Origin of the sequence: Streptosporangium sp. NPDC001681 (genome assembly GCF_040298085.1) — a bacterium.
Lineage (GTDB): Bacteria > Actinomycetota > Actinomycetes > Streptosporangiales > Streptosporangiaceae > Streptosporangium.
Genome location: NZ_JBEOZN010000053.1, coordinates 12,500 through 34,839, shown reverse-complemented (window position 1 = coordinate 34,839; position 22,340 = coordinate 12,500). Strand labels below are relative to the sequence as shown.

General features: G+C 68.0%; 26 protein-coding genes. 11 read left to right on the top strand and 15 right to left on the bottom strand.

All coding sequences use genetic code 11. The features are described 5' to 3' along the window. Positions 1-2: 2 nt before the first annotated feature. Positions 3-242, bottom strand: a complete 240-nt coding sequence (locus tag ABT130_RS23735; protein ID WP_350958591.1) for a hypothetical protein — start codon at positions 240-242, stop codon at positions 3-5. A 250-nt stretch (positions 243-492) separates the two neighbouring features. On the opposite strand from ABT130_RS23735, the gene ABT130_RS23730 reads away from it, so the two are divergent. Next, complete coding sequence (locus ABT130_RS23730; RefSeq protein WP_350958588.1) at positions 493-1,650, top strand: methyltransferase; 1,158 nt, start codon at positions 493-495, stop codon at positions 1,648-1,650. A 32-nt stretch (positions 1,651-1,682) separates the two neighbouring features. On the opposite strand, the gene ABT130_RS23725 is transcribed toward ABT130_RS23730, so the two are convergent. Further along, positions 1,683-2,504 carry an SDR family oxidoreductase gene (locus ABT130_RS23725; protein WP_350958585.1) on the bottom strand — a complete coding sequence of 274 codons (822 nt, stop codon included), beginning with the start codon at positions 2,502-2,504 and terminating at the stop codon, positions 1,683-1,685. A 110-nt stretch (positions 2,505-2,614) separates the two neighbouring features. On the opposite strand from ABT130_RS23725, the gene ABT130_RS23720 reads away from it, so the two are divergent. Beyond that, positions 2,615-3,196 carry a TetR/AcrR family transcriptional regulator gene (locus tag ABT130_RS23720; RefSeq protein WP_350923267.1) on the top strand — a complete coding sequence of 194 codons (582 nt, stop codon included), beginning with the start codon at positions 2,615-2,617 and terminating at the stop codon, positions 3,194-3,196. A 29-nt stretch (positions 3,197-3,225) separates the two neighbouring features. Here the strand turns inward: ABT130_RS23720 and ABT130_RS23715 are convergent, their stop codons facing one another. After that, entirely contained in the window at positions 3,226-4,176 is a 951-nt protein-coding gene (locus ABT130_RS23715; RefSeq protein WP_350958582.1) for a helix-turn-helix transcriptional regulator, read from the bottom strand. Between the two features lie 89 nt (positions 4,177-4,265). Here ABT130_RS23715 and ABT130_RS23710 point away from each other — a divergent pair, with 89 nt between their 5' ends. Both ABT130_RS23710 and ABT130_RS23705 read left to right on the top strand, forming a co-directional pair. Further along, positions 4,266-4,673, top strand: coding sequence for a VOC family protein (locus tag ABT130_RS23710; protein WP_350958579.1), 408 nt, complete (start codon positions 4,266-4,268; stop codon positions 4,671-4,673). Further along, a complete protein-coding gene (locus ABT130_RS23705; RefSeq protein ID WP_350958577.1) occupies positions 4,670-5,017 on the top strand; it encodes a YdeI/OmpD-associated family protein in 348 nt (115 codons plus the stop codon). Before ABT130_RS23710 ends, ABT130_RS23705 begins: the two co-directional genes overlap by 4 nt. A gap of 89 nt (positions 5,018-5,106) precedes the next feature. On the opposite strand, the gene ABT130_RS23700 is transcribed toward ABT130_RS23705, so the two are convergent. The 8 genes from ABT130_RS23700 to ABT130_RS23665 form a co-directional block, all read right to left on the bottom strand. Further along, positions 5,107-5,280 (bottom strand): hypothetical protein, encoded by a 174-nt coding sequence (locus tag ABT130_RS23700; protein ID WP_350958575.1) that lies wholly within the window; start codon positions 5,278-5,280, stop codon positions 5,107-5,109. Positions 5,281-5,539: 259 nt separating this feature from the next. Beyond that, positions 5,540-5,872 carry a hypothetical protein gene (locus ABT130_RS23695; protein ID WP_350958573.1) on the bottom strand — a complete coding sequence of 111 codons (333 nt, stop codon included), beginning with the start codon at positions 5,870-5,872 and terminating at the stop codon, positions 5,540-5,542. Positions 5,873-6,057: 185 nt separating this feature from the next. After that, on the bottom strand, positions 6,058-7,200 hold the full coding sequence (locus tag ABT130_RS23690) for a baeRF10 domain-containing protein (protein ID WP_350958572.1): 1,143 nt from the start codon (positions 7,198-7,200) through the stop codon (positions 6,058-6,060). A gap of 382 nt (positions 7,201-7,582) precedes the next feature. Beyond that, positions 7,583-8,203 carry a hypothetical protein gene (locus tag ABT130_RS23685; RefSeq protein WP_350958569.1) on the bottom strand — a complete coding sequence of 207 codons (621 nt, stop codon included), beginning with the start codon at positions 8,201-8,203 and terminating at the stop codon, positions 7,583-7,585. After that, complete coding sequence (locus ABT130_RS23680) at positions 8,200-8,997, bottom strand: hypothetical protein (RefSeq protein ID WP_350958567.1); 798 nt, start codon at positions 8,995-8,997, stop codon at positions 8,200-8,202. The genes ABT130_RS23685 and ABT130_RS23680 overlap by 4 nt, the downstream gene beginning before the upstream one ends. Before the next feature lie 240 nt (positions 8,998-9,237). Further along, positions 9,238-9,384 carry a hypothetical protein gene (locus tag ABT130_RS23675; RefSeq protein ID WP_350958564.1) on the bottom strand — a complete coding sequence of 49 codons (147 nt, stop codon included), beginning with the start codon at positions 9,382-9,384 and terminating at the stop codon, positions 9,238-9,240. Between the two features lie 42 nt (positions 9,385-9,426). Beyond that, positions 9,427-9,957: a hypothetical protein gene (locus ABT130_RS23670; RefSeq protein WP_350958561.1), complete on the bottom strand. Its 531-nt coding sequence runs from the start codon at positions 9,955-9,957 to the stop codon at positions 9,427-9,429. 44 nt (positions 9,958-10,001) lie between these two features. Next, positions 10,002-10,478 carry a hypothetical protein gene (locus tag ABT130_RS23665; protein ID WP_350958558.1) on the bottom strand — a complete coding sequence of 159 codons (477 nt, stop codon included), beginning with the start codon at positions 10,476-10,478 and terminating at the stop codon, positions 10,002-10,004. Positions 10,479-10,563: 85 nt separating this feature from the next. On the opposite strand from ABT130_RS23665, the gene ABT130_RS23660 reads away from it, so the two are divergent. Continuing rightward, positions 10,564-12,042: a hypothetical protein gene (locus ABT130_RS23660; protein ID WP_350958555.1), complete on the top strand. Its 1,479-nt coding sequence runs from the start codon at positions 10,564-10,566 to the stop codon at positions 12,040-12,042. 31 nt (positions 12,043-12,073) lie between these two features. Here the strand turns inward: ABT130_RS23660 and ABT130_RS23655 are convergent, their stop codons facing one another. From ABT130_RS23655 to ABT130_RS23640, 4 genes are all read right to left on the bottom strand, one after another. Next, positions 12,074-13,363, bottom strand: a complete 1,290-nt coding sequence (locus ABT130_RS23655) for a cytochrome P450 (protein ID WP_350958552.1) — start codon at positions 13,361-13,363, stop codon at positions 12,074-12,076. Position 13,364: 1 nt separating this feature from the next. Continuing rightward, a complete protein-coding gene (locus ABT130_RS23650) occupies positions 13,365-13,565 on the bottom strand; it encodes a ferredoxin (protein ID WP_350958549.1) in 201 nt (66 codons plus the stop codon). Continuing rightward, positions 13,565-14,182, bottom strand: a complete 618-nt coding sequence (locus ABT130_RS23645; protein WP_350958546.1) for a TetR family transcriptional regulator — start codon at positions 14,180-14,182, stop codon at positions 13,565-13,567. Before ABT130_RS23645 ends, ABT130_RS23650 begins: the two co-directional genes overlap by 1 nt. A 127-nt stretch (positions 14,183-14,309) precedes the next feature. Continuing rightward, positions 14,310-14,519, bottom strand: a complete 210-nt coding sequence (locus ABT130_RS23640) for a hypothetical protein (RefSeq protein WP_350958544.1) — start codon at positions 14,517-14,519, stop codon at positions 14,310-14,312. A gap of 23 nt (positions 14,520-14,542) precedes the next feature. Between ABT130_RS23640 and ABT130_RS23635 the strand changes: the two genes are divergently transcribed. The 6 genes from ABT130_RS23635 (at position 14,543) to ABT130_RS23610 (ending at position 22,335) form a co-directional block, all read left to right on the top strand. Beyond that, positions 14,543-14,776, top strand: a complete 234-nt coding sequence (locus ABT130_RS23635; protein ID WP_350958541.1) for a hypothetical protein — start codon at positions 14,543-14,545, stop codon at positions 14,774-14,776. A gap of 66 nt (positions 14,777-14,842) precedes the next feature. Continuing rightward, positions 14,843-16,423 carry an ISL3 family transposase gene (locus tag ABT130_RS23630; protein ID WP_350958538.1) on the top strand — a complete coding sequence of 527 codons (1,581 nt, stop codon included), beginning with the start codon at positions 14,843-14,845 and terminating at the stop codon, positions 16,421-16,423. Positions 16,424-16,546: 123 nt separating this feature from the next. After that, a complete protein-coding gene (locus tag ABT130_RS23625; RefSeq protein ID WP_350958535.1) occupies positions 16,547-17,050 on the top strand; it encodes a hypothetical protein in 504 nt (167 codons plus the stop codon). Between the two features lie 26 nt (positions 17,051-17,076). Further along, positions 17,077-17,871: a DUF6461 domain-containing protein gene (locus tag ABT130_RS23620; RefSeq protein WP_350958532.1), complete on the top strand. Its 795-nt coding sequence runs from the start codon at positions 17,077-17,079 to the stop codon at positions 17,869-17,871. Positions 17,872-18,138: 267 nt separating this feature from the next. Then, positions 18,139-18,585 (top strand): TniQ family protein, encoded by a 447-nt coding sequence (locus ABT130_RS23615; RefSeq protein WP_350958529.1) that lies wholly within the window; start codon positions 18,139-18,141, stop codon positions 18,583-18,585. Between the two features lie 330 nt (positions 18,586-18,915). Then, positions 18,916-22,335, top strand: coding sequence for a Tc toxin subunit A-related protein (locus tag ABT130_RS23610; RefSeq protein ID WP_350958526.1), 3,420 nt, complete (start codon positions 18,916-18,918; stop codon positions 22,333-22,335). The last annotated feature ends 5 nt before the right edge of the window (positions 22,336-22,340 follow it).

Genomic DNA, 22,340 nt, shown 5'->3' with positions numbered 1-22,340 from the left:
GTTCATCTGCGGCCTCGTCGGGTGAGCGCGTTGCCGGCCGCGCCTATCGCGAAGCCGAGGGCGATCATCAAGGCGTAGCTGTAGATCTCGTAGCCCTCGGGGGCGAGGAACCGGAGGAAGCCCATGAAATGGATCCAGCCGAACCACTCGTGCAGAAGGCCGCTCCCGCCGCCGGCGACGAGGATGAAGCAGAGCAGACCCGCCAGGGACGCCAGCGGGGACTTCGGGTTGGTGGAGGTCATGACCCCACGGTAGGCAGATGACGCCCGGCGCGGAATCGGGCTTAGGACGGTCGTGCGGTAACCAAAGTTGGCCGCCGACGATCGAGGGGGTGTACTTAAGTATCCGGTCGCACGGATTCCTGCTCGCGGGGCATGCGCCGTATCCACCGCACCCCCGGTACTGGGACGGTCGAGCGGCGGGCAGGGGTGACCGGCCCGGCGATGCGGGGATGTGACCGGCTTATCGCGTGACTCGCTAGCCTAAGGCTCGATGAACCGTTTCACGACGTCGAGAGGTGAGTTCGAGCTCACCCGCTTCCCCGAGGATCCCCGCGACCCGTTTCGCGCCTGGGACGCCGCCGACGAATACCTGCTGCGGCACCTCGACGACGAACAGGCGGACCTGTCGGGCACCGTGGTCGTGCTGGGCGACCGGTGGGGCGCCCTGGTCACCGCGCTCGCCGATCACCATCCCGTGCAGATCACCGACTCCTTCCTCGGCAGGCAGGCGACCCTGGCGAACCTGGAGCGCAACAAGGTCGCCGGGAACGTCGCCGGGAACACGGTAGGGCTCCGCACGACCAGGGACGCGCCTCCGGACCGGATCGACGTGCTGCTCATCCGAGTGCCCAAGAGCCTCGCACTCCTTGAGGACCAGCTGCACCGCCTCGCACCGCACCTACACTCCGGCACGGTGGTCGTCGGCGCCGGGATGGTCACCGAGATCCACACCTCGACGCTGCACCTGTTCGAACGGATCCTCGGGCCGACCAGGACGTCGCTGGCGGCGAAGAAGGCACGGCTCATCTTCTGCGCACCGGACCCCGGGCTTCCCCGGAGCGACAACCCGTGGCCGCGAAGCTACCCGCTGCCCACCGGTGTCGGAGCCGTCTCGGGTCTGACCGTCACCAACCACGCGGGCATCTTCTGCGCCGACCGCCTGGACGTCGGCACCCGCTTCTTCCTGAAGAATCTGCCGCAGCGCCGTGGGCGCGAACATGTCGTGGACCTGGGCTGCGGCAACGGGGTGGTCGGGCTCGCCGCCGCACTGGGCAACAGCGAAGCCCAGGTGACGTTCATCGACGAGTCCTATCAGGCGCTGGCCTCGGCGGAGGCCACCTTCCGGGCGAACATGGCGGCGGGCACCACCGCGGAGTTCCTGGCGGCCGACGGCCTGTCAGGCGTACCCGCCGGGACGGTGGACCTGGTGCTGAACAACCCACCGTTCCACACGCACCGCGCGACGACCGACGCGACGGCCTGGCGCATGTTCAACGGCTCCCGCGCCGCGCTGCGCCGCGGCGGCGAGCTGTGGGTGGTCGGCAACCGGCACCTCGGCTACCACGCGAAGCTCCGCCGGCTCTTCGGCAACTGCGAGGTCGCCGCGAGCGACCCCAGGTTCGTCGTGCTGCGAGCCGTCAAGCGCTGACCGCACACCCACCGTCCCCCACGCCGACATGCTCACCGGAAGGCTGCGGCGCTGCGCTCGGCCCAGGCGGCGAAGGTGCCCGGCGTCCGGCCCAGGACACGTTCGACATCGGGGCTCACCCGCTGCTCGCCCTCGGTCGGTTCGCCCAGGATGGCCAGAGTGCCCTCGACCACGGGCAGCGGCATGAACCGCGCCATCAGCCTGTGGGCCTCCTCACGGGTCTGTTCGGTGAAGTGGACCGGTTCGCCCAGCGCGGCCGCGATCGCCGCCGCCCGCTCGCGCGGGGTGGTCGGTGCGGGACCGGTCAGGGTGTAGACGGCGCTCAGGTGAGCGTCCTGGCCCAGGACGGCGGCGGCGACCGCGGCCACATCGTCGGGATCGATGAAGGGCAGGCCGACATCACCGAACGGCGCTGCGACCTCCCGCCGGGTGCGGATCGACTCGGCCCAGGCGAAGGCGTTGGTGGCCATCCCGCCCGACCGCAGGACCGTCCAGCCGAGCCCGGACTCCCGCACGGCCGCCTCGAACAGGCCTGGGTGCCGGTACGCCTCCGGGCGGGTCCCCGCGCCCTGCGAGGACAGCAGCACCACCTTGCGGATCCCCGCGGTCTTCGCCACCTCCAGGATGCCGTGCGGGTTCTCACCCGCCACCAGCAGGAACAGCGCCTCCGCCCCGTCGAACGCGACCCGCAGACCGGCCGGCTCGGCCAGGTCGGCGGCCACCGCCCGCACCCCCGGCGGCACGTCGGCGTCGGTGATGTGCCGGGCTACGGCCGTCACCGGCACCTGAGCCTCGGTGAGCATCCGCACCAGCGCCCGCCCGACGTTCCCGGTCGCACCCGTTACCACGATCATGTCGATCTCCCCGGCTCAGAAATCAGTTAGTTAGCTGACTAACTTTGTCGAGTGAGACGTTAGCACAGCCCGGCCATCGGCTGTCTATAGTTAGTCGGGTGGCTAACTCAATGAATTCTCAGCACCCTCGGGCGAAGGCCGCCGGTAAGCGGCAGCGACTGATGGCGGCCACCGCCCGGGTGCTGCATGAGCAGGGCGTGGAACGCACGACCATCGCCGACATCGCCCGCGCCGCCGATGTCCCGGCGGGCAACGTGTACTACTACTTCAAGACCAAGGACGAACTGGTCGAGGCCGCCCTCTCCGAGCACGCCAGACATCTGGAAGCCCTCACCGGCCGGCTCGACCAGCTCCCCGACCCGCGCGAACGCCTCAAGGGCCTCGTGGACACGTGGGTCGGTCAGCGCGACACCGCGGCCCGCTACGGCTGCCCCACCGGCACCCTTGCCGTCGAACTCGACAAGCGAACCGAGAGTGGCCTCGACGTCGCGGCGGGCCATGTCATCCGCCGGCTGCTGGACTGGGTGGAACAGCAGTACCGCCAGCTGGGCGTGGCCGATCCCGAGGGCCTCGCACTGACGCTCGTCGGTGCCTACCAGGGCATGTCCCTGCTCTCCAATGCGCTGCGCGACCCGGAGATCATGACCCGAGAGGGAGCCCGCCTCGTTCGCGAGCTCGACAGCCTGGCGTGACGCACACCGCCCCAAGGCCGAACTCCACGTCAGTGTCCGCTGGTGTAGCGGCCGGCGAGCTCGGCGCCGATCCGGGCCAGCTCGGCCTGGACGGAGTGCGGTTCGACCACCTCGATCATCGCGCCCCAGCCGGCCAGGTTCCGGGCGATGTCCAGCGGGGTCGGCGCGGCGAGGCGGACCCGGACACGCCCGTGGTCGAGCTCGGCGTCGATGTGGCAGTGCCGGCCGAAGTGCGTTCGCAGTACCGGCACGAACCTGGCCTCGATGAGCACGGTCGCCCAGGTGCGTGAACGCCGCTGCTCGACCTCGCCGACGACCTGCTGCCACGCGGTGGCGAGCGTGAAGTCCTCCGGGCGCTCGGCGGGCTGGTCTGTCGGCTCTGCCCCGGTGATCCGGTCGACCCGGAAGGTTCGCCGTCCTTGTTCGGTCCCGGCGAGCAGGTACCAGATGTCGTCCTTGCCGACCAGGCCCCACGGGTCGACCAGCCGTTCGGTCCGCTCCCGGGCGCTGTTGGTGTAGGTCAGACGGATTTTTCGCCTGCGGATCACGGCGGTCTGCAGCAGGTCGACCAGCTCGGGCCGGTGGCGATCACGCTCACCCCACCGGGTGGGGTCGATCATCGTGGCGTCGGCGGCGGCCTCGGCGTCGGCCCGGAAGGTCTGCGGCAGCGCCCGCACGAGTTTGCGCAGCGCCGCCTTGGCCTCACCCGAGACGGCCGCGGCCGGGCCGACGAGCAGGAACAGTGCCTGCGCCTCGGTTGCCGACAGGCCGCTGAGATCGGTGCGGGCGCCGCCGACGAGCGACCAGCCGCCGCCGCGTCCTGGCTGCGGGTACACCGGGATGCCGGCCGCGGACAGCGCCTCCAGGTCGCGGCGAGCGGTGGCGACGGACACCTCCAGCTCGGCGGCCAGCTCGGCGGCGGTCACCCGGCCACGGGCCTGCATGAGCAGGAGGGTGGCGACGAGACGATCAGCACGCATGCCCCCAGTTTCTCCAACAAAGTGCTCAATTGGTGAGCACTTTGAGGTGGAGCATGGTGACTGTCACCGATCGAAAGAGGGAACCGCCGATGTTGCGAGGACTGGCCACCGTCAGCTTCTGGGCCGACGACCTGGAGGCGGCCAAGAAGTGGTACGTCGAACTGCTGGACGTCGAGCCGTACTTCGAGCGCCCGGGCAACGGGCAACCTGCCGCCTACTACGAGTTCAGGATCGGCGACTACCAGGCCGAACTCGGCCTCATCGACCGGCGTTACGCCCCGCCGGGCGCGCCCGCCGCCCCAGGAGGCGCGATCGTCCACTGGCACGTCGACGACGTGCGAGCCACCCTGGACCGGCTGCTGTCCCTGGGGGCCACGCCGCACACACCACTCACCGAGTACGGCCCCGGTTTCGTCACCGCGTCCGTGGTCGACCCGTTCGGCAACGTGCTGGGCATCATGTACAACCGGCACTACCTGGAGGTCCTGGGCCGATGATGCACTTCGCGGACGCCGGCCGGTGGGAGTCGTGGCTGGCCGAGCATCACGGGTCCGAGGGCGGTGTCTGGCTGAAGATCGCCAAGAAGGGATCGACCGAAGCGTTGATCACGATCGAGCAGGCGCTGGAGGTCGCGCTGTGCTATGGCTGGATCGACAGCCACCGCAGGTCCTATGACAGGCACTGCTTCCTGCAACGGTACTCGCGCCGCCGCAAGGGCAGCCACTGGTCGCGAGTGAACGTCGAGCACGTGGAGGCGTTGGCCGCCGCCGGGCGGATGCGGCCGCCCGGCCTGGCGGAGGTCGCCGCCGCCCAGGCGGACGGCCGGGGGGCGACGGCCTAGGGAGAAATCTGACCTGACGCCGGGTGCCACGCGGCTGAAACCGACTGCAAAGTCGCCTGGTCGCGAGTTATGGAGCTACGAAAGGCGGCCTAGCCCCTGGTGTGCGGCAGCCATATCGGCAAGGCATCCAACAGGGCGTCCCACCCCTCCGCCAGTGTCCACCACGCGCCCGCTGCGAGTGCGGCGCTCAGCAGGAGCACCATCACGACCAGCTTCACCAGAGCGCGCCCGGGGGACCTGGTGGAGTGCTGGAAAGTCATCACGGCGCCAGTAAAGCAGGCTGACGGGTGGCATACCAGTCCCGACGACACCCGCCACAACGAGATGCTGGTGGCGCCTTCCGGCATGAACTGTCGAGGTTGCATACATGATGTCGGACTGCGGGGGATCGCTTCCAGTCCTTGTGGCACCACGAATGTATACGGCACGCGCAGGACGGTGGTTCACCCCTGCGAAACAGCAGCGCCTTAAGCGACTTCGGCTATGCGCGGTAGAACCGACTCGGTCATTGGACGCCAACGGTCACAGACGGCCTTGGCCCGAAGGAGCCGGGGTGTTGGGCTCGCCTGGGAGGTGGCCGGGAAGGTCGGGTTCCTCCCCCAGCCACCACAGGGCTGACTCCTGCGGCCGACGATCATCCTCGGGTTCACGCCCTCGCCGGAGGTCCGAAAGACGGCGAAGCACAGGATAAAGACCACCCATGATTACCGTGGCGGTCACGACAATGAGCAAGCCGACGAGGAGCACCAGGCCGACGAGTATGAGCACTGCGTACACGAATTCGTAGGCGATCCAGAAGAGCACCTCTCCATAGGTGAAGTCGAGGGAAAGCTCATCCGCTCCATCAGGAAGCAAAGCCGCTCCTCATCATGCGCGCCGCAGGTGCACGGTGAGGGTATATCGGCTATGGGGGAAATGTCTTCCGGGTGCGGTAACGCGGCCCCGGTACGGCGAGGGCAGCGAGCGTGCCGACTACAGCCGCCGTTCGGAACCGGTGCGTCCGGACGGCGGGCTGTCGGATGGAGGGTGAAAGTCCCCCGTCAGGGGCGCGGAGGGAGCGGGAAGCGGAGGGCCGCGGCTGTGACGTGGTCTTTCAGTTGGGTGTCGACGGCGACGTGTTCGACGGAGCCGCCTTCGTTGATGACCGTTTCGGTCAGCTCGTCGAGGACGTCGGGGACCTGACGCGTGGCGCCGCCGCAGAGCGGACAGGTCTGGCCGGAGCGGGCCAGCCAGCCGGATTCATCGCAGAGCACGCCGGGGACCTCGGCACCGTCCTGGATGAGCAGGGTGTCGATCGCGGCGATGGTGCCGCCCCACAGGCATTCGTCGATCCCCAACGTGGCGTTGCCACCGACGGCGGCCTTCTCGAAGACCTCCTGCACCAGGCGGCGTTCCTCCTCACGTTCGTAGTCGGCGACGAGACGCTCGGCGCTCTCGCGGATGTCCTCGGACGTCGCCACCTTGCCCGTGTCGACGTTGAAGACGCCCGCGACCTTCGTGCGCAGCTGCTGCGGCAGGAAGTCCAGGAAGACGGTGACCTCGTTCTGCCGGCCGCCAACGACCAGCAGGTCGTAGTTCTCGGCGCGGAAGAGCCTGTCCAGCAGGCTCACGGTCTGGCGATAGTGACGTTTGACGAGGTCATCGGCCTTGTTGCGGACCGTGTACTCGGCGAGACCGGCCCAGCCGGCGTAGTCGGGCTTGCGGAGGACGCTCCCTTGCACCTCGCCGATCTCGCGCATCTCCGTCTGGTACAGCTCCCATGCGCGGGCCGCCCCCTTGTCGACGACCAGGACGCAGCAGCGGTGATACTCATCGAGCACCGCGAGCATGGGACGGACGTACGGAGTCTGATCCACCACGACCTGGTCGCGCACCTTGCGCGGGAGCGACACGACCTCGAACAGGTCACCCTCGCTGCACGCGAACACCGCGACGGCACCGACCGTGCCCCGCCCGAGTTCCGGTATGCCCTCGATGCGTTTGATGTCCTGCCGCAACGAGAGCCGTGCCCGCCGGTCGAGCGACGGGTCCTCGGTGAGCGGGCGGATCTGGGTGATGAGGCTGTTCACCCGGGTACGGACGGCCTCGAACTCGTCAAAGCCCACAGCGACGTACATGGAGAGAACCGGCAGGCCGCCGCTATCGAAGCGGATGAGGCGGTCGACAGTGCCCTTGGTGATCATGCGATGTCCTCGTCATGGCGGTCGGATGCTTGAGCTTCGGGGAGTGGTCGTGGATGGCCGCCGCGGATCAGGTCTGTCTCCGCCGGGTGCGGGCCATGTCGTACGTCCGCGAGGGGGTGACATGCCGCGCTCGACGGCCTCGGCGAGGTCAGGCACGGCGCTGCGGTCAAGCCGCCATCGGCACATGCGGCGGGCGCGGGCGCGTGAAACTCCGCCGCCCACCGCCCCGTACCGGCCAGGCCGACCCTTATCGTCATGGAAGTCAATCTAGGATCCGCTAAGTAACGCGAAAGGCGAAGCCGGACAACGTGCCCGACAAGATGTCAGCGCAGCTCAGTACGGGTGGCGGCCTCGGTCTCCAGCGGGTAGGCGCCCGCCCGGCTCACCGCCGTGCCGGATCGCGCGACATCCGGATCAACACCGCGAGACCCGCCACGAGCAGCAGCGACCAGCGGAGATGAGCCACCGTCCAGTCCTGCGGCCGGAGTGTGAACATCGCGACCGGCCCCGGCAGGGCGAACAGCAGCAGCCATCCGCCCGCCACACCGGGCGCCACCGCGATACCCGGCTCCCACATGCCGCGCCTCCTGGCCAGCGCGGCGGCGCCGGCCAGCCCCGCGACGAGCAGCCCCGCCAGTTCCACCGTTGACCACAGGATCCACACCGTCGGCATGCCCGGTGCCAGGACCAGCAGCGACACCCCCCAGGACGGAACGATCCAGACCAGTGCGAACCCCACGCGCAGCGCGGTCCGCGCCCCCAGCGGCAGCGGCACCGACGCCAGCACGTCGGCCGCCGCGTCGTCCAGCACGAACACCACGGCCAGCGTGACCAGCGCGGCGATCACTCGCAACGACCAGACCGCGCCCTTCCAGGTGAGCGGTTCGTCACGGGGCCAGGCCAGGACCGCACCGGTGAGCAGGAGCGCACCCAGCAGCGGCTGCCATCGGATCACCTTGCCGCTCAGCCGCGCCAGCAGGGCCGCCTGGGCCAGGCGGATCATGGAAGCTGCCCGATGCCGGTGAGCACCACGCAGAGCACCGCGACCGCCCCGGCCCCCAGCCAGAGCCCGCGCCACGAGGTGTCCCTGAGCATCGCCAGCGCCCCCGCCCCGAGGGCGAGCGACAGCAGGTAGAGAGCGTGCGGACCCGTGTGCCCGGGGATGAACCCCGCCGGGGCGAGGTACGGTGCGGGCCCCCAGATCGTGAAGTCCAGGTAGAAGCCGAGCATGTACTGGCCCCCGTGGTCAAACATGATCTTGTTGAAGGCCGTCAGCGCCAGCATGACGAGCACCGACGCCCCCGGCCACGGCAGCCACCGGGCGACGGCCACCCCGAGCAGGCAGGCCCCCAGCACGTTCAGCGGCCCGGTGCCCAGCTCCGCCGGGGACGGGAAACGCTCCAGCTCATTGCCGGTGATCACGTATAGCCCGGCGAGCAGGGCCTGCGCCGTACAGGTCAGTGCGAACGGGCCGAGAGCGGCGAGACAGAGCGCGGCGGTGCGCCGCTCTCGGTCGCAGGGGACGACCGACAGCGCCTCCTCGGCCCGCCGCGCGGCGCCGGCGACCAGGTTCGCGGCGAAGAAGACCGGAACCCCCCAGAAGATGGTCATCTCCGAGGTCAGCGCGGCGAACGCGGGTCGCGGCCCCGCCCAGCCGTCCTGGACGACCCGCAGTGTCCACAGCGCCAGGCCCAGCAGGGTGAGCGGATGCCGCAGGAGCCGCCAGGCCTCGTTCAGGGCGAGCGACGGCACGACCCGCGGTCCGGAAGCGGACACGTCCAGCACCTCGGCGGTCACACCGTCACCTCCGTCGTAGCATCTCCGAACAGCGGCGGGGAGCCATGCACCTCGAACGCCTCACGGTCGCCTTCGGCGGCGACCTTCGAACTCTCGCGGCCGCTCATCCGAGCCGACCTCTCATTGATCTCACATCTGCCTGTCGCACCGCAGCGCCCGAAGGGTTCACGAACACGCCGGTCTGCCTGATCGATCCCTCAGGCCCGTGTTCCGGATTCGGCCATCGGCAGCGGCAGTCGCCTACTGAGACGGCCCCTGGTCGATGCGAAGCCGAAGCGCTCGTGGCCCGCGGACCTGGCCGGTGGACCAGGTCACGGCCGCCGGGTCGTGGAGGCCGAAGTTCGGGATCCGCTCAAGCCAGACCTCCAGGGCGACCCGCGGTTCCATCCACGCGAGATGCGAGCCCACGCAGCGGTGGGTGCCGATTGCCTAGGAGAGGTACGGCAGGTGGGCCGAGCGATAGAGCACGACGATCAAGGCCACGATGGCCGCGAACCAGGCGACCAACACGAAAAGCCCCAGGTCGGCATAGCCGTGCTGGACTAACGCACCGAGCACTCCCAGGCCGACCACGGCCCAGCGCAGTACGTCGAGCAAAGCGGCCGGGGAGATGGCCCCGCGAGGACGGATCTGTCTGATGATGGCGTCGGTGATCAGCCAGACAGTGATCAAAGCGCCTGCCGCGTTGGCGATGCCGACCACCTCCCCCAGGGAGGAACTCGACAAGGTGCGGCTCGAATCCGCGACGGACACGATCGTGGCGACAAGCGAGGTGCAGACCATGGCGACAGCGGCCAGCCTGGCCCGGCCGAAGGGATCGTCGGCGGATCGCTCCAACCGGAACAGCCCGGACACGCACAGGCCCCAGCCGAAAGGGTCGAACAGCAGGTCGAAACCGTTGAAGCGGAAGGCGCCGAAGACGAAGACGAAACCGGTGGCGATCTTGGCGACCGGACGCATCCGCCCTGGCCTTTCAGGCTTGTCGTCCGCGGATGAGCCGGCCCTCAGAACCATTTTGTACTCAACACCTCATTGCAGACCTTGCCTGCGAGACCTCGCTGCCAGGCGACCTGGAGACGCTCCGTGGGTCCTGTCAGTTGCCATGAGTCCCACGTCACCTCCGCCGCCCCTGAACCCATCCAGGTTCTGTACGTGAACCTGACCGGCTGGGGCTCGTGTGGCACCGCCGCGCAGTCGGTGATGACAATGCGCCTCGTCAGGGTTTCGAAGCCACCACCCTTCACGGTGACCACGGAGCGTTCCTTTTTCGTCTCGTCAGCGGGTAGCAGGCGGAGGCCCGGCATTTCTGCCGAGATACCGGTGAGGGTGAAGGCCACCCCTTCGTTTTCAAGCTCGATATTCAGGCTGGCGTACAGGACGCCGTTCTTGTCCACCTCGGGGGAGAGGAAGAAATCGTCGATGCTCCACCGGATATGCGGAGTCGGCACCCCCGACCACCATATGCCCGTCACAATGAGCACAAGTGACAGGAAGCCGAATACCGTTGCCGAGACCAACGACCGCACACGCTGAGAGCGCCATGTAGCAACGCCAAATTGCTGCCATATGTCACCTGAATCCACGATTCAAAACCATATATGGTGGCATCTCGTGACGATACCCCCAATGATCTCCTGGGTAGCCGCCGTAATCGTCGTGCTGGTGGCGGCCATGCCAGTCACACAGGAGCGACTCACCAGGTTTACCGCGCTCCTTGACCTTTCCGTCACAGCGGCCAACGCCCGTCAGGTCATCGACCACTTCGCCGGCCTGCGCCGGTGGCGTCTGATCGCACTCGTCTTCGCCGCTCCCCTGGCGTGTTTCACCGACGATCCGTTCTACCTGGTCCTGGGCTGGTGTGCCGTCTCCATCTTCCTTCACGTACGACCACCGACCCCAACGCTCCGCGATCACAGTGACGCGGAGGGCCACGACGTGAAGATCTACCGAAGGGCGTGGCTGCTCGGTGTCGGCGGTGCCGTGGTGGCAGGCGGTTATCTGCTGACGAACCACGGCGCCACTCCGGCACGTCTGACCCACGCCGCCATCATGATCATCGTGACGGCGGCCGTACCGTTTGCCGCCCGGAATCTGCGAACCGGGCCGACAACCGAAGCCCCCGACGACACGACCCAGGCCGGTCTGGCCATTCGCCGATGGTCAACGCGGAACCTCTACCTCGCGGGAACCGCAGTCGTACTGGCAGGCGCGATGCTCACTCCCGGGCAGCCGGCACAGCGCGAGCTGCCCGAACACTCGATGCCCAGGTCGTTCCCGAAGGACACGGCCATGTTCACGAAGGTGGACGAATATGCGGCGCCCACCTGTCCATGGATCGATCAGATGGACGATCCCTGCCGGTATTGGCTGGTGAACGGACAACCGTTCCCGCAGGCCGCGCCTTACACCGTCAGAAAAGGCAAGGCACCCCGGCAGGCGCCGTTCATCCGCAGTCCCGATAAAAAGGCCGTCGTTTACTTGGGCAGAGACGACCGCCGCATGGCGTACCAGGATGCCAAGGGCATTCACCACCTCACCGGCAACCTGGCCGACGCCGAAGTGCCCACACCCGCATTCCTCGGTCAGAGCAGGTATGTCGCCCTGACCAAGGGTGGCACCCGGATCACCGACACCAAGACCTGGACCACGGTGTCGATCCCCGGTGCTCAACGCGTCCACGCCCTCAACAGGAGCGGGATCGTGGTCACGACGGCCTCTCGAGTACTCGTGCTCGACCACCGGGGAAAGACGCGAATGAGCCTTCCCCTCATAAAGACCAGGAAGAACACCCGCGAGGACACGTACCACCTCCGGCCGGACGGAAAACGCCTTGTGGTCATCCGGCACTTCGGGAGTCGCGTCGAAACCTTCGACCCGAAAACCGGCAGGCGTTTGTCCAGCGTCACTCCCACGTTCCCCGGCGACGATTTCCTTGACGTTGGCCTCGGCTGGTCCGAACAAGGCCTTTTCCTGGTCCGCAGCGCCCTGAGCGAACGCGTCTACTACCTCAATCTGGCGACAGGAAAGCTCCGGAGACGCGACTGAACCGCTCTAATCCCGATAACGCACGAACGATTCACGCCGGAGACCGGGCCTGGTCGACGCGGAGCCGAAGTGTCCGAGGTCCGCGGACCTGGCCGGTGGACCAGGTCACGGCCGCCGGGTCGTGGAGGCTGAAGTTCGGGATCCGCTCAAGCCAGACCTCCAGGGCGACCCGCAGTTCCATCCGCGCGAGGTGCGAGCCCACGCAGCGGTGGATACCGAGGCCGAACGCGACGTGCCGGTTGACCTCGCGATCGATGACGACCTCGCCCGCCCGTTCGAACTGCGCCGGGTCCCGGTTGGCCGCCGGGAACGACAGCAGGATCCAGTCGTCCGCCTTCATGTCGACGCCGTTCCAGTGCGTGTCCTCCTTGACCAGCCGGGCCATCGTGACCGGCGCGTAGACCCGGAGGAACTCCTCCATCGCGGTCGGCAGCAGCGCGGGCTCGTCGACCAGGCGCTCACGGTCGGCCGGGGTCTTCGCGAGATGCCACAGCGACGCGCCGATCGCGCTCCAGGTCGTGTCGATGCCCGCGATGAGCAGCAGGGCCATCGTGCCGGCCACGTGCGACGGGTCGAGTTTGCGGCCGTACAGCTCGGCGTTGACGAGGTAGGTCGTCAGGTCGTCACGCGGGTTGTCGACGTGATCACGGACCTGCGCGAGCAGGTAGTCGAACAGACTCCCCATCCGCGCCATACGCTCCTCCGGCGGCAGGTTGATGCCTTCGAGCGTGTTCTCCACGAATTCGCGGAACCGCGGCCCGTCCTCGGGTGGGAAGCCGAGCATGTCGGCGATGACCCGCATCGGGATGTACTGGGCGTAGTCACGGGCGGCGTCGACGGTGGGCTGCCCCTCGAACGCGTCGATGAGCGAGTGGCATAACGCTCTCGTCGCCTGCTCCCGCTTGGCGACCGCGCTCTTGGTGAACGCCGGGAGCAGCAGCCTGCGCGCGTCGTGGTGGAACGGCGGATCGGAGGAGATCGGCGGCGTGCCACCCACCGGCGCCGCCTCCCGGGGCGGCCGGAAGTTGCTCATGATGATCGACCGCGAGGAGAAGTGCTCGGTGTCGTACGCGATCGCGGCGACGTCCTCGTAGCGGGTGGGCAGCCAGCCGCCGCCGAACCGGTCGGTGCGCGCGATCGGGCAGCGCTGCCGCAGGTCGTCCTGGATGGGGTACGGGTCGGCGGCCCACTCGGGCTCCAGGTGGGAGAAGTCGGTCGCCCAATCCGAGACCGGACCGGTGATGATCTCGTTGCGGGTGCCGAGGGGCTGGTCTGCCCGCGATTCCCGGAAGTCTCGGGTGAAGCGGTCGTCTCCGGTCATGTCACGCCTCCTGCACGATGTCGATCGCTCGTTCGGGGCAGTTGGACACGGCCAGGTGGGCCACCTGCTCGTCTCCCGGCGGCACGACGCCGTCCGCGATTACCTGCCCGTAGCCCTCCTCGTCCTCGGTGAACAGGGTGGGGGCGAGGTCGTAGCAGCGGCCATGTCCCTGGCATTTTTCAGAATTTATCTGGACTCTCACTACGGTGCTCCGCTCTGTGCGGTGGTGTCGTCAGCAGGGGCGAGGGCCGCCACGACCCGGGTGAGCAGTGCGGTCCACTCCGCGTCGTCGACCCCGTGCAGGCCGGGTGGGACGAGCGCGCTGCCCATCGCGAGCAGCAGGCAGAAGTGGGCGAGCGCGTTCGGCGACAGCATGGGGTCGAACTCGCCGTCGTTCTGGGCGACGCGCACCAGCTCCGCGAGCCAGTCGGAACGTTCACCGACGTAGTCACGCATCGGCCGGGCGACGTCCTCGTCACGACGGGCGGCGACCAGCGCCTCGACGATGAGGGCGCCGCGGACATCTCGCCGGCGGGGTAGCCAGCGGCCAATGACGAGCAGCAGATCCGTGATCGACCGGTCGGGGTCGGCGGCGAACAGGTCGGCGAGCAGCTGTGGCCCGTGCGCGCGCAGCGCGGTCACGAGCAACTCGGCCTTCGAGCCGAAGTGCGTGTACAGCGCGCCGTTGCTCACCCCCGCGGCCGCGGCGATGTCGGCCACCCTCGTGCCGTCGTACCCACGCCTGGCGAAGACCTCCGCTGCCGCGTCCAGCAACCGCTCCCGGGTCTCGGCGGCGGTGACACCCGCGATGCGCCCCACACAGAAAGTAAAAGAGCATTCATTTAATTCGTCAAGAGCCTTGTTCCACAGCCCCGGCTGTCTGAGACACGTGCACGTGTCAGTACGGCACGCGAGGTTTCACCCTGGGCGAGGACTTTCTCACCATCTACGACGGCGAGTACGTCTTCGAGAACCTGCGCGACGCCACCGGCCTGCGTGCCCGCGCCATGATGGCCATGGCGCTGATGGGCCAGGGCGGCCAGTTCATCATCCGCAGCTGGACCGGCAACACCAGCACCCGGCCCTGGCCATGGCGCCTCGACACTGCAGCCGTCTGCCCGCGTTGCCTGGCCGGGCCCGATCCGATCTGGCGCATCTCCTGGCACCTGCTTGCCCTGCGTGGTCTGCCCCATTCACCGCGTCTATCTGACCGGCTGGTGCCCGAGCTGCCACACCCGGATCAGCGTCGGCGACACCCCACGCTACCGGCGCGAATGCAACGGACCGTTCGGCCCGCAAGGGCGCATCATCGGCGCCCGCAACTGCCGCCAGGTGCTGGCCGACCTCCCCTGCCACCCCCTCACAGGCGAACGGCTGCTGCGCATCCAGCACGATCTTTGGCTCTGTCGCTGATCTCGGGACGTGGAACGGCGTGGTAGTCGATCGTGTTCGGAGTGTATTCCGGGATGCGTTGAGGAGTTGATCCCGCATTGGGCGGGGATCGTGGTCGAGGCCGTGGAACACCTCGCGGGGATGGTGACGTTGCGGGCCCGATGCCGGGCGGATACGGGAGTGTGTCCGCACTGCGGCGTTGTCTCGGGCCGGGTGCATGACCGCTACGTCCGGCGACTGGCCGACGCTGCGGTCGGCGGTGTGAAGACGGTGCTGGCGGTGACGGTACGGCGTTTCAAGTGCGCGAACGTCGTGTGTGCGGCGGCGACGTTCGTCGAGCAGGTGGACGGGTTGACCCGTCCGCACGCCCGCTACACGCCGCTGCTGCGGAGAATGCTGACCTCGGTCGCGGTAGGGATGGCGGCTCGGGCAGGCGCTCGCCTGGCGGCTCGGCTCGGGATGCCGGTCGCCAAGGACACCCTGTTGCGGCTGGTGCGGTCAGTCCCTGAACCGCCGGTCGGCGCGGTGCGGGTGGTCGCGGTGGACGACTTCGCCCTGCGCAAGCGCGACACCTACGCCACGATCGTGGTGGACCTGGAGGCTCGGCGCCCGGTGGAGGTGCTGGCGGGCAGGCAAGCCGGCCCGCTGGCCAAGTGGCTGGCCGCGCACCCCGAGGTGGAGATCGTCTCTCGGGATCGCGCTCGCGCCTACGCTGAGGCTGCCCGCATCGGTGCACCTCAGGCCCGGCAGGTAGTTGACCGATGGCACCTGTGGAACAACCTGACCGAGGCCGTGGAGAAGGTCGTCGGCGCACACCACGGCTGTGTCAAGTCGGCGTTCGCCGATCTACCCGGCAACCGCGGCGAACTGGCTACACCGCCCGAACCGCCGGATGGCCACCTGGACGTCAACGGCCGCGAACGTGCCCTGGTGGCCCGGATGACCACGCGGTACGCCGAAGTACAGGAGTTGGTCGCCGGGGGCCGCTCGCTGAAGGGCATCAGCCGCGACCTGAACCTGGACTACTACACCGTCCGCCGCTACGCCCGCGCCGCAGGTCTGGAGGAACTACTGGTCGCCGCTACCCATCGCACCACGATGCTGGATGCCTACAAGCCGTATCTCCACGACCGTTACAGCAGCGGGTGTCACAACGCCTGCCTGCTGTTCCGCGAGATCCAGGCCCTGGGATACCAAGGCAGCTCCAGCCCGGTCGATCGCTACATCCGCCTGCTGCGCAAGGGCAGCGTCGCGCCGCCACCGCCCAGGCCCGTCCCCAAGCCCCGAACGATCACCGCGTGGATCGTGAGCCATCCTGATCATCTACGACCCGACGACGCTCTCGAACTCAAGCAGGTCCGCGAAGCCTGCCCCGAACTGGATGCCGCTTTGCGCCATGTCCGCGCCTTCGCGGTCATGATGCGTGACCTACGCGGTGATCGACTGCCCGGCTGGATCGACGGGGTTCACCACGACGACCTGCCCCACCTGCACCGCTTCGCTGACGGCCTGCGCTACGACATGGACGCCATCGTCGCCGGCATGTCGCTTCCCTGGAACTCCGGCCAGGCCGAGGGACAGAACACGCGAGTGAAGTTGGTCAAGCGGCAGGGCTATGGGCGAGCTAACTTCGATCTGCTCCGAAAGCGGATCCTGCTCCGGACCTAAAAGTCGACCATCCCGAGATCAGCGACAGAGCCAAGTAGTACTCCGACAGCATGGCCACACCACGGCGGCGCCCGATCTCGGATCGGTCGGGAATGTCAGTACGTGATCATAGTCTTGCCGACCATGACCACTACTCGCACCGTTTCGTTCGGCCTCTGGGTCCACTACGGGCAGGCATATCTTGTCGATGACACCGACGACAACAACGGCTACGCATCTTTCGCCGATGACCATCCCGATCACCCCGTCGGAATCATTCGCGTGGAGGACGGCGCCGCTCTCCTGCTCACGGGAACACACACGGGCACGCTCGGCTTCTCGGCGACCGTGGCCGACCACGACCCGGGAGCGGACACCGACGGATATGAGGACATTGTGGAGATCAGCTTCCGGTCCGAGGCCGGACGGGTCTCGTTATGCGAATGGGGAGGCGAAGGCGTTCACGAGCTGCCCGGGTTACCCTCGGGACCAGGGTGGTATCGGCTGCGCTATCACGCCGTGAACATGGACGAGGATTCGGGAGCGGAAGACCGATATCTGCTGCAGATCTGGCCGCAGCCTGAGTCCATCCCACGGGTGGTCAAAAGCACAAGCGCGCAACTTGCCTACTGGTGCAGCGCGGGCTGACGTCCCGGCTTCGGTAGTTTCTGATCATGTCCGATGCCGACTTCACTCCCCTCCGCGTCACCTACCGGGCGCACGGGCGTGACACCTCCCGCCGCATCCGCACATGGGCGAAGGCGAAGGGCTACCCTGTCAGCGAGCGTGGCCGGGTTGCTCCGGAAATTATCGATGCCTTCTTCGCCGCCCATCCCGAGGTTCACGAGCAGGCAGAGAAGTTCGAGATGGTCCACGCCACCGCGAGAACCCCCGGCGCGTCGCCGGAGGATTACGAGTGGCAGGGGGACAGCCAACTCGGTGACATCTACACAATCGTTTTCGTTCGTGGGCTCGACGAGCACGAGGTGCTGCGCCGGCTTGGCGCCGCGGACGAGGACATTCGGCTGATCGGAGATGGGGACCACTCCTATCCGGAAGGACCTGAAGTCATCACCGTGAGGCGAATCGGGGACTGGACTGTCGCGATCGAGGACTGCGGCTGGCGCGGCGCGCAACGGGAGGCTTTGGGCGCCCTATCGCGCAACGGCGGAGAGGCCGTGGCGGTGCAGCGGCATGACTACGCCCAGCACCACGTCACCTATGCCGTCGACGGCCGGCTCATCACCGACATCAACCCGGGGTTTCCCATTGACAGGCAGGGCGCGGATCCCGACCGGCTCAATCGTCACCTCCGTGAGCTGGGCATCGATCCGGCCTCCAGCGACCACATCGACAACCCCATCCCGGCGGCCCTGGCACTCGCCAGCCGCATCACCGACGTCATGATCAGCCCACAACACCTTCGCCGCCCCATTCTCGGCGCCGCCATACCTGGTGCCTATTTCTGACCCACCACAGCGTCGAAACGGGCCAGAAGCGGTGGCGATGCCCTCACCTCGCCACAGAGTCCCTCCGAATCATGCTCGGATCGCACTGTCACTTTGAATGTCGTTCGGACGTCCTGATTAGATGCTGATCAAAATGACAGTGCCCAGGTCGGCCTCAAGCCTCGCTGTCATGTTCGGCGACGCCAGACATCGGGGATGGCAGCAGGCGCGTGTACGGCAGGAGGTTCAAGGTGATATCTGGCCGTATCCCCTCGGCGCCTGGCGTTGGTGGTCGAGCCGCAGCCGGACGAGTCGTTCGTCTCTTGGGTCGATCGGTTGGCGGTGCGGAACGGATGCCCGCCGTGGACGATCGTCGAGTCGCTGGGTCTGGACGAGCGTGCGGAGGCTGGCGACATCCGCTCGCTGGTGTACGGCATCGTCGCGACCCTGGAGATGTGTCAGGCGATCAGGGCTGCTACAGGGGTGGGCGCCGAGATCGTGCGCGATATATTCAACGGCTCCGCTGTGGACCTGGCGGGCGTCCGTGTGGGCGACAAGGAGTCGGTCCGCCGGGTCGAGGCTCGTGAGTGGGTGCAGTTTTTCGGCAGTCGGGCGTGCCCGCAGTGTCTGGCAGCCTCGGGGGGAGCATGGCAGGTGTGGTGGAAGCTGGGCTGGGCCGGGGTCTGCCTACGACCTGGCGTTGCATCCCCGGCGCGGCGATCGGGTCCGGGCTAAGGCCGCCGAACTCGGCGTGAGCGGGCGAACGATATGGCGAAAGCTGCGGCGTTACCGCGAGGAGGAACGCCCCGCGCTGATCGACGGGCGTGGCGCCGAGGCACGCCATCCGTTGGCCCGTGCTGATAAGCGGCTTAGATGATCGACGCACCGAAGAACCTCTGACCTCCTCACGACGCAAGGCCCGTGATCGCCTTGGCCGCTATACATCTGTGGCTTTCGCGGCCTTGCCCGGTGATAGACACGTGCAGAGGCGGGGTGGATATTGGCGGGATACGGGCGGACCCTGCTGTCCTTGAAGGGTCCTTGAGCTCTGAGGGTGGGGGGCCGATGATTCGCGCGTACCTCATGGAGAACCGGTATTCGCACCTGGAGGACCTGAGGAGGGTCCGTGCTCCCGCCTACGAGGTGGCCAGCGCGACCAGCGCGTTCGAGCAGCAGGTGCAGGCCGAGCTGGCGGACGCCCGTACGGCTCATCTGCGCGAGGAGCTGACGCGGGCGCTGGTCGGATACCAGCGGCTCCAGGCCCTGATCCTCAAGACGGTGAACCCCTCGCTGCCCGTCACACAGGGCCGGACGCCGCAGTTCAAGGCTCCTTACACGGCGGGCCTGCTGGACGCGGTGATGTCCAGTTCGGCGTCCATGCTACGGCGGACGCCGACGCCGATCCCGTCGCTGCCACCGGACATCGTGGGCCCGGTACGGCTCGACGACACGGTCGCCAAGGAGCTGGACGTCGCGCTCATCGGCGGGTTGCGCAGGTCGGCCGAGGTGGACCTGGTCTCCTTGCACATGGAGAACGCGGCGTCGGCGGTGGAACAGGAAGACTGGAGGGCGGCGCGGAACGCGTACGCGCAGGCGCTCGAGGCGGCACCGAAGGAAGCGGGCGGCATGCGCGGCTTCCTGCTGCGTGACCTGGCCATCCTGGACGAGCGCAACGGCGACAAGGCCGGCGCCAAGAAACTGATGGATGAGGCTCTGCGCACGTTCCAGCAGGCCGAGAACGCCGAGGGCCAAGTGCTCACCTTCACCGCCTCAGCCGCGCTACTGCGCAGGAACGGTGAACAGGACGCCGCCGCAAGGCTGGAGGCCCAGGCGGACAAGCTGGCCAGAGAACGTGGCATCCACCCCGTCGCCATCGAGTTACCCGGCCGCCGGGCCGGCGACGGCCTGCGGGCAGGGCCCTTCGACACCGGTCATGAAGCGGGCCCGACGACCGAGGCGAACATGACCGACACTGCCCTCGCCCGCGCCACGACGCTGCTCGCCCTGCGCTACGCGACCACGGGCAAGGTCCCGGACAGCCATGTCGTGCTGAACGCCGACACCGGGTTGCACACGATCAACCTGGACGCCGCCGGCACCGGCATCCGCCAGCATCTGCAGAAGATGGCCGCCACCAAGGACCTGTCGCTCCTGCACGTACAGACGCTCGCCCCGACCGTGCTCACCGCCTACCTGCCGCACGTCTACTTCTTCGTCCTCCCGATGTCGATCGCCGACACGCTCGCCGCCATGGGCGACTTCGCCGAGGCCGAGCGCCACTACCTGACGGCGGCGGCGTACCCGTTCCTCAACGCGCATGCCGAGATGCCACGGGTCTGGACCCGTCTGGCCGAGCTCTACCTCGCCTGGGGCGACTCCCTCTATCGGGCCGCGGGCAACGACCCGGCGGCGCTCCCGCCCGCGCAGGCGATCTACGATCGGATCGTCAGAACCGACGGCACGATCCCCGCGACCGGCCTCTACACCGGCAGGCTGAGCCCGATGGCCGACCGCGCCAAGACGGTGATCACCGCCGCCGACCCGCAGGCGCTCGACGAGAACCCCGTCGTCATCGGCGTGCTGCTGCGGGCCCGCGGCCGGCTCACGCAGATCGCCGCCGGCCTCAACTTCTTCGGCATACCTCCGGACTACCTGCCGCCCTTCGGGTTCACCCATCTCCAGAACACCGCGCGCTACTTCGCACAGCACGCGGCGGTGGTCGAGCAGAGCTACATCCAGTTCAAGGCGCAGGCGGAGAACGAGGAGTTCCGCCGCGAGCAGATGGACCAGCAGGTCGATCTGGCCCGTGCCTCGGTGGAGCTCGAAAGGCGCGGTGCGGACGAGGCACGCGCCGGGGAGAGGGTGGCCCGAGCCGGACTGAACTACGCCGAGACGCAACGCGCCAACGCCGTGCAGACGGCCACCGACTTCGCGAACGTCCGCTGGGACCTCTACCAGCTCACCCAGCTCGAAGCGTGGGCGGCGGCGCAGTCGGTCAGTGCCGACGACGAGGTCCGGCTGCGCATCCCGGACTCCTGGTCGGCCTACAGCACGGAGTCGAAACGCCGCAGCCACGTCATTCAAGAGCTGTCGGCCAAGCGCACGCTCATCACCCACAACCTGGAGGCCGGCCGACTGAACCGGGAGATCGCGGCCGCGACCGCCTACAAGGCCGTCGCACAGCAGCAGGTGGCCCAGGCGCAGAGCCGGGTGGCGGTGGCGGAGCAGCGGGTGGCGGTGGCCCGCCTCCAGGAACGGCATGCGGCGGAGAACCGGGAGTTCCTGGACCTGAAGGAGTTCGGTGCGCGCCTGTGGTACGAGCTGGCGCGTACGATGCGTGAACTGTCGCAGCGCTACCTGGACATGGCCATCGAGACAGCGGTGCTGATGGAGCGCGCCTACGACGGCGAGACGGGCCGTGACCTGCGCAAGATCCGCTTCGACTACGGTTCGGCGGCCACCAACGGGTTGCTCGGCGCGGACACGCTGCTGCGGGACATCGACTACTTCACCCTCGACTTCCTCACCACGACCCGCACCAAGAAGGCCCCGGTCAAGGTGACATTGTCGCTCGCCGACCTGTACCCGATGGCGTTTGACGCGCTGCGGAGCACGGGGCAGGCGCTCTTCGAGACCACGATGGAGCAGATCGACCGCTTCTACCCGGGGCTGTACCTGCAGAAGCTGCACAACGTCGAGCTCGCCCTGGTCGGCGTGACCGGCGTCGGCGAAGTCCACGGCACGCTGCGCAACATCGGCGTCTCCCAGTTCCGCGACCGGTCGGGGGCGATCCGGACCCAGGTCTACCCGTCGGACGTGATGCCATTGTCGCGCTACGACATCCGCCAGGACGCCCTGGTCTTCCGTGCCGATCCGAACGAGCTGCGGCTGTTCGAGAACAACGGCGTCGCGACCATGTGGCAGCTCGACCTCCCGCAGGGCGCGAACGACTTCGACCTCGACGACATCCTGGACGTGCACCTGGTCCTGTGCTTCGACGCCTTCCACGACACTGACATCGAGGCCGCCCTACGAGGATCGCTGCCCACCTCAGGGTCGGCGGCGCGCTCTACGTCGCTGCGGCTGGTCGCTCCTGACGAGCTGTTCTATCTGCGCAACGCCGGGGAAGCCGAGCTCGCGTTCACCGCCGGCGACTTCCCTCGCTTCCAGCAGGCCCTGGTACGGCGGATCGTCACGCTCCGGCTGACCGGCCCGCCGGCGCTGGCAGCCGGGCTGGTGATGCGGATCACTCCAGGCAGTACCGGTGCCGAGCTGGTGGTCACCACGGACGCCGATGGCATCGTGGCGGGATCCGATCCCGGCGATCCGCTCGGGTCGCTGATCGGCGGTCCGATGATCGACGTCTGGGGGCTCCGGGTCACCGCCGACGACAATCCCGGGCGCGTCGGTCCCGATGGCCGGGTGGACCTGGCCGCGCTGACCGACGTGCAGGTGTTCCAGGAGTACGACTTCGACTACCGATAGGGGCG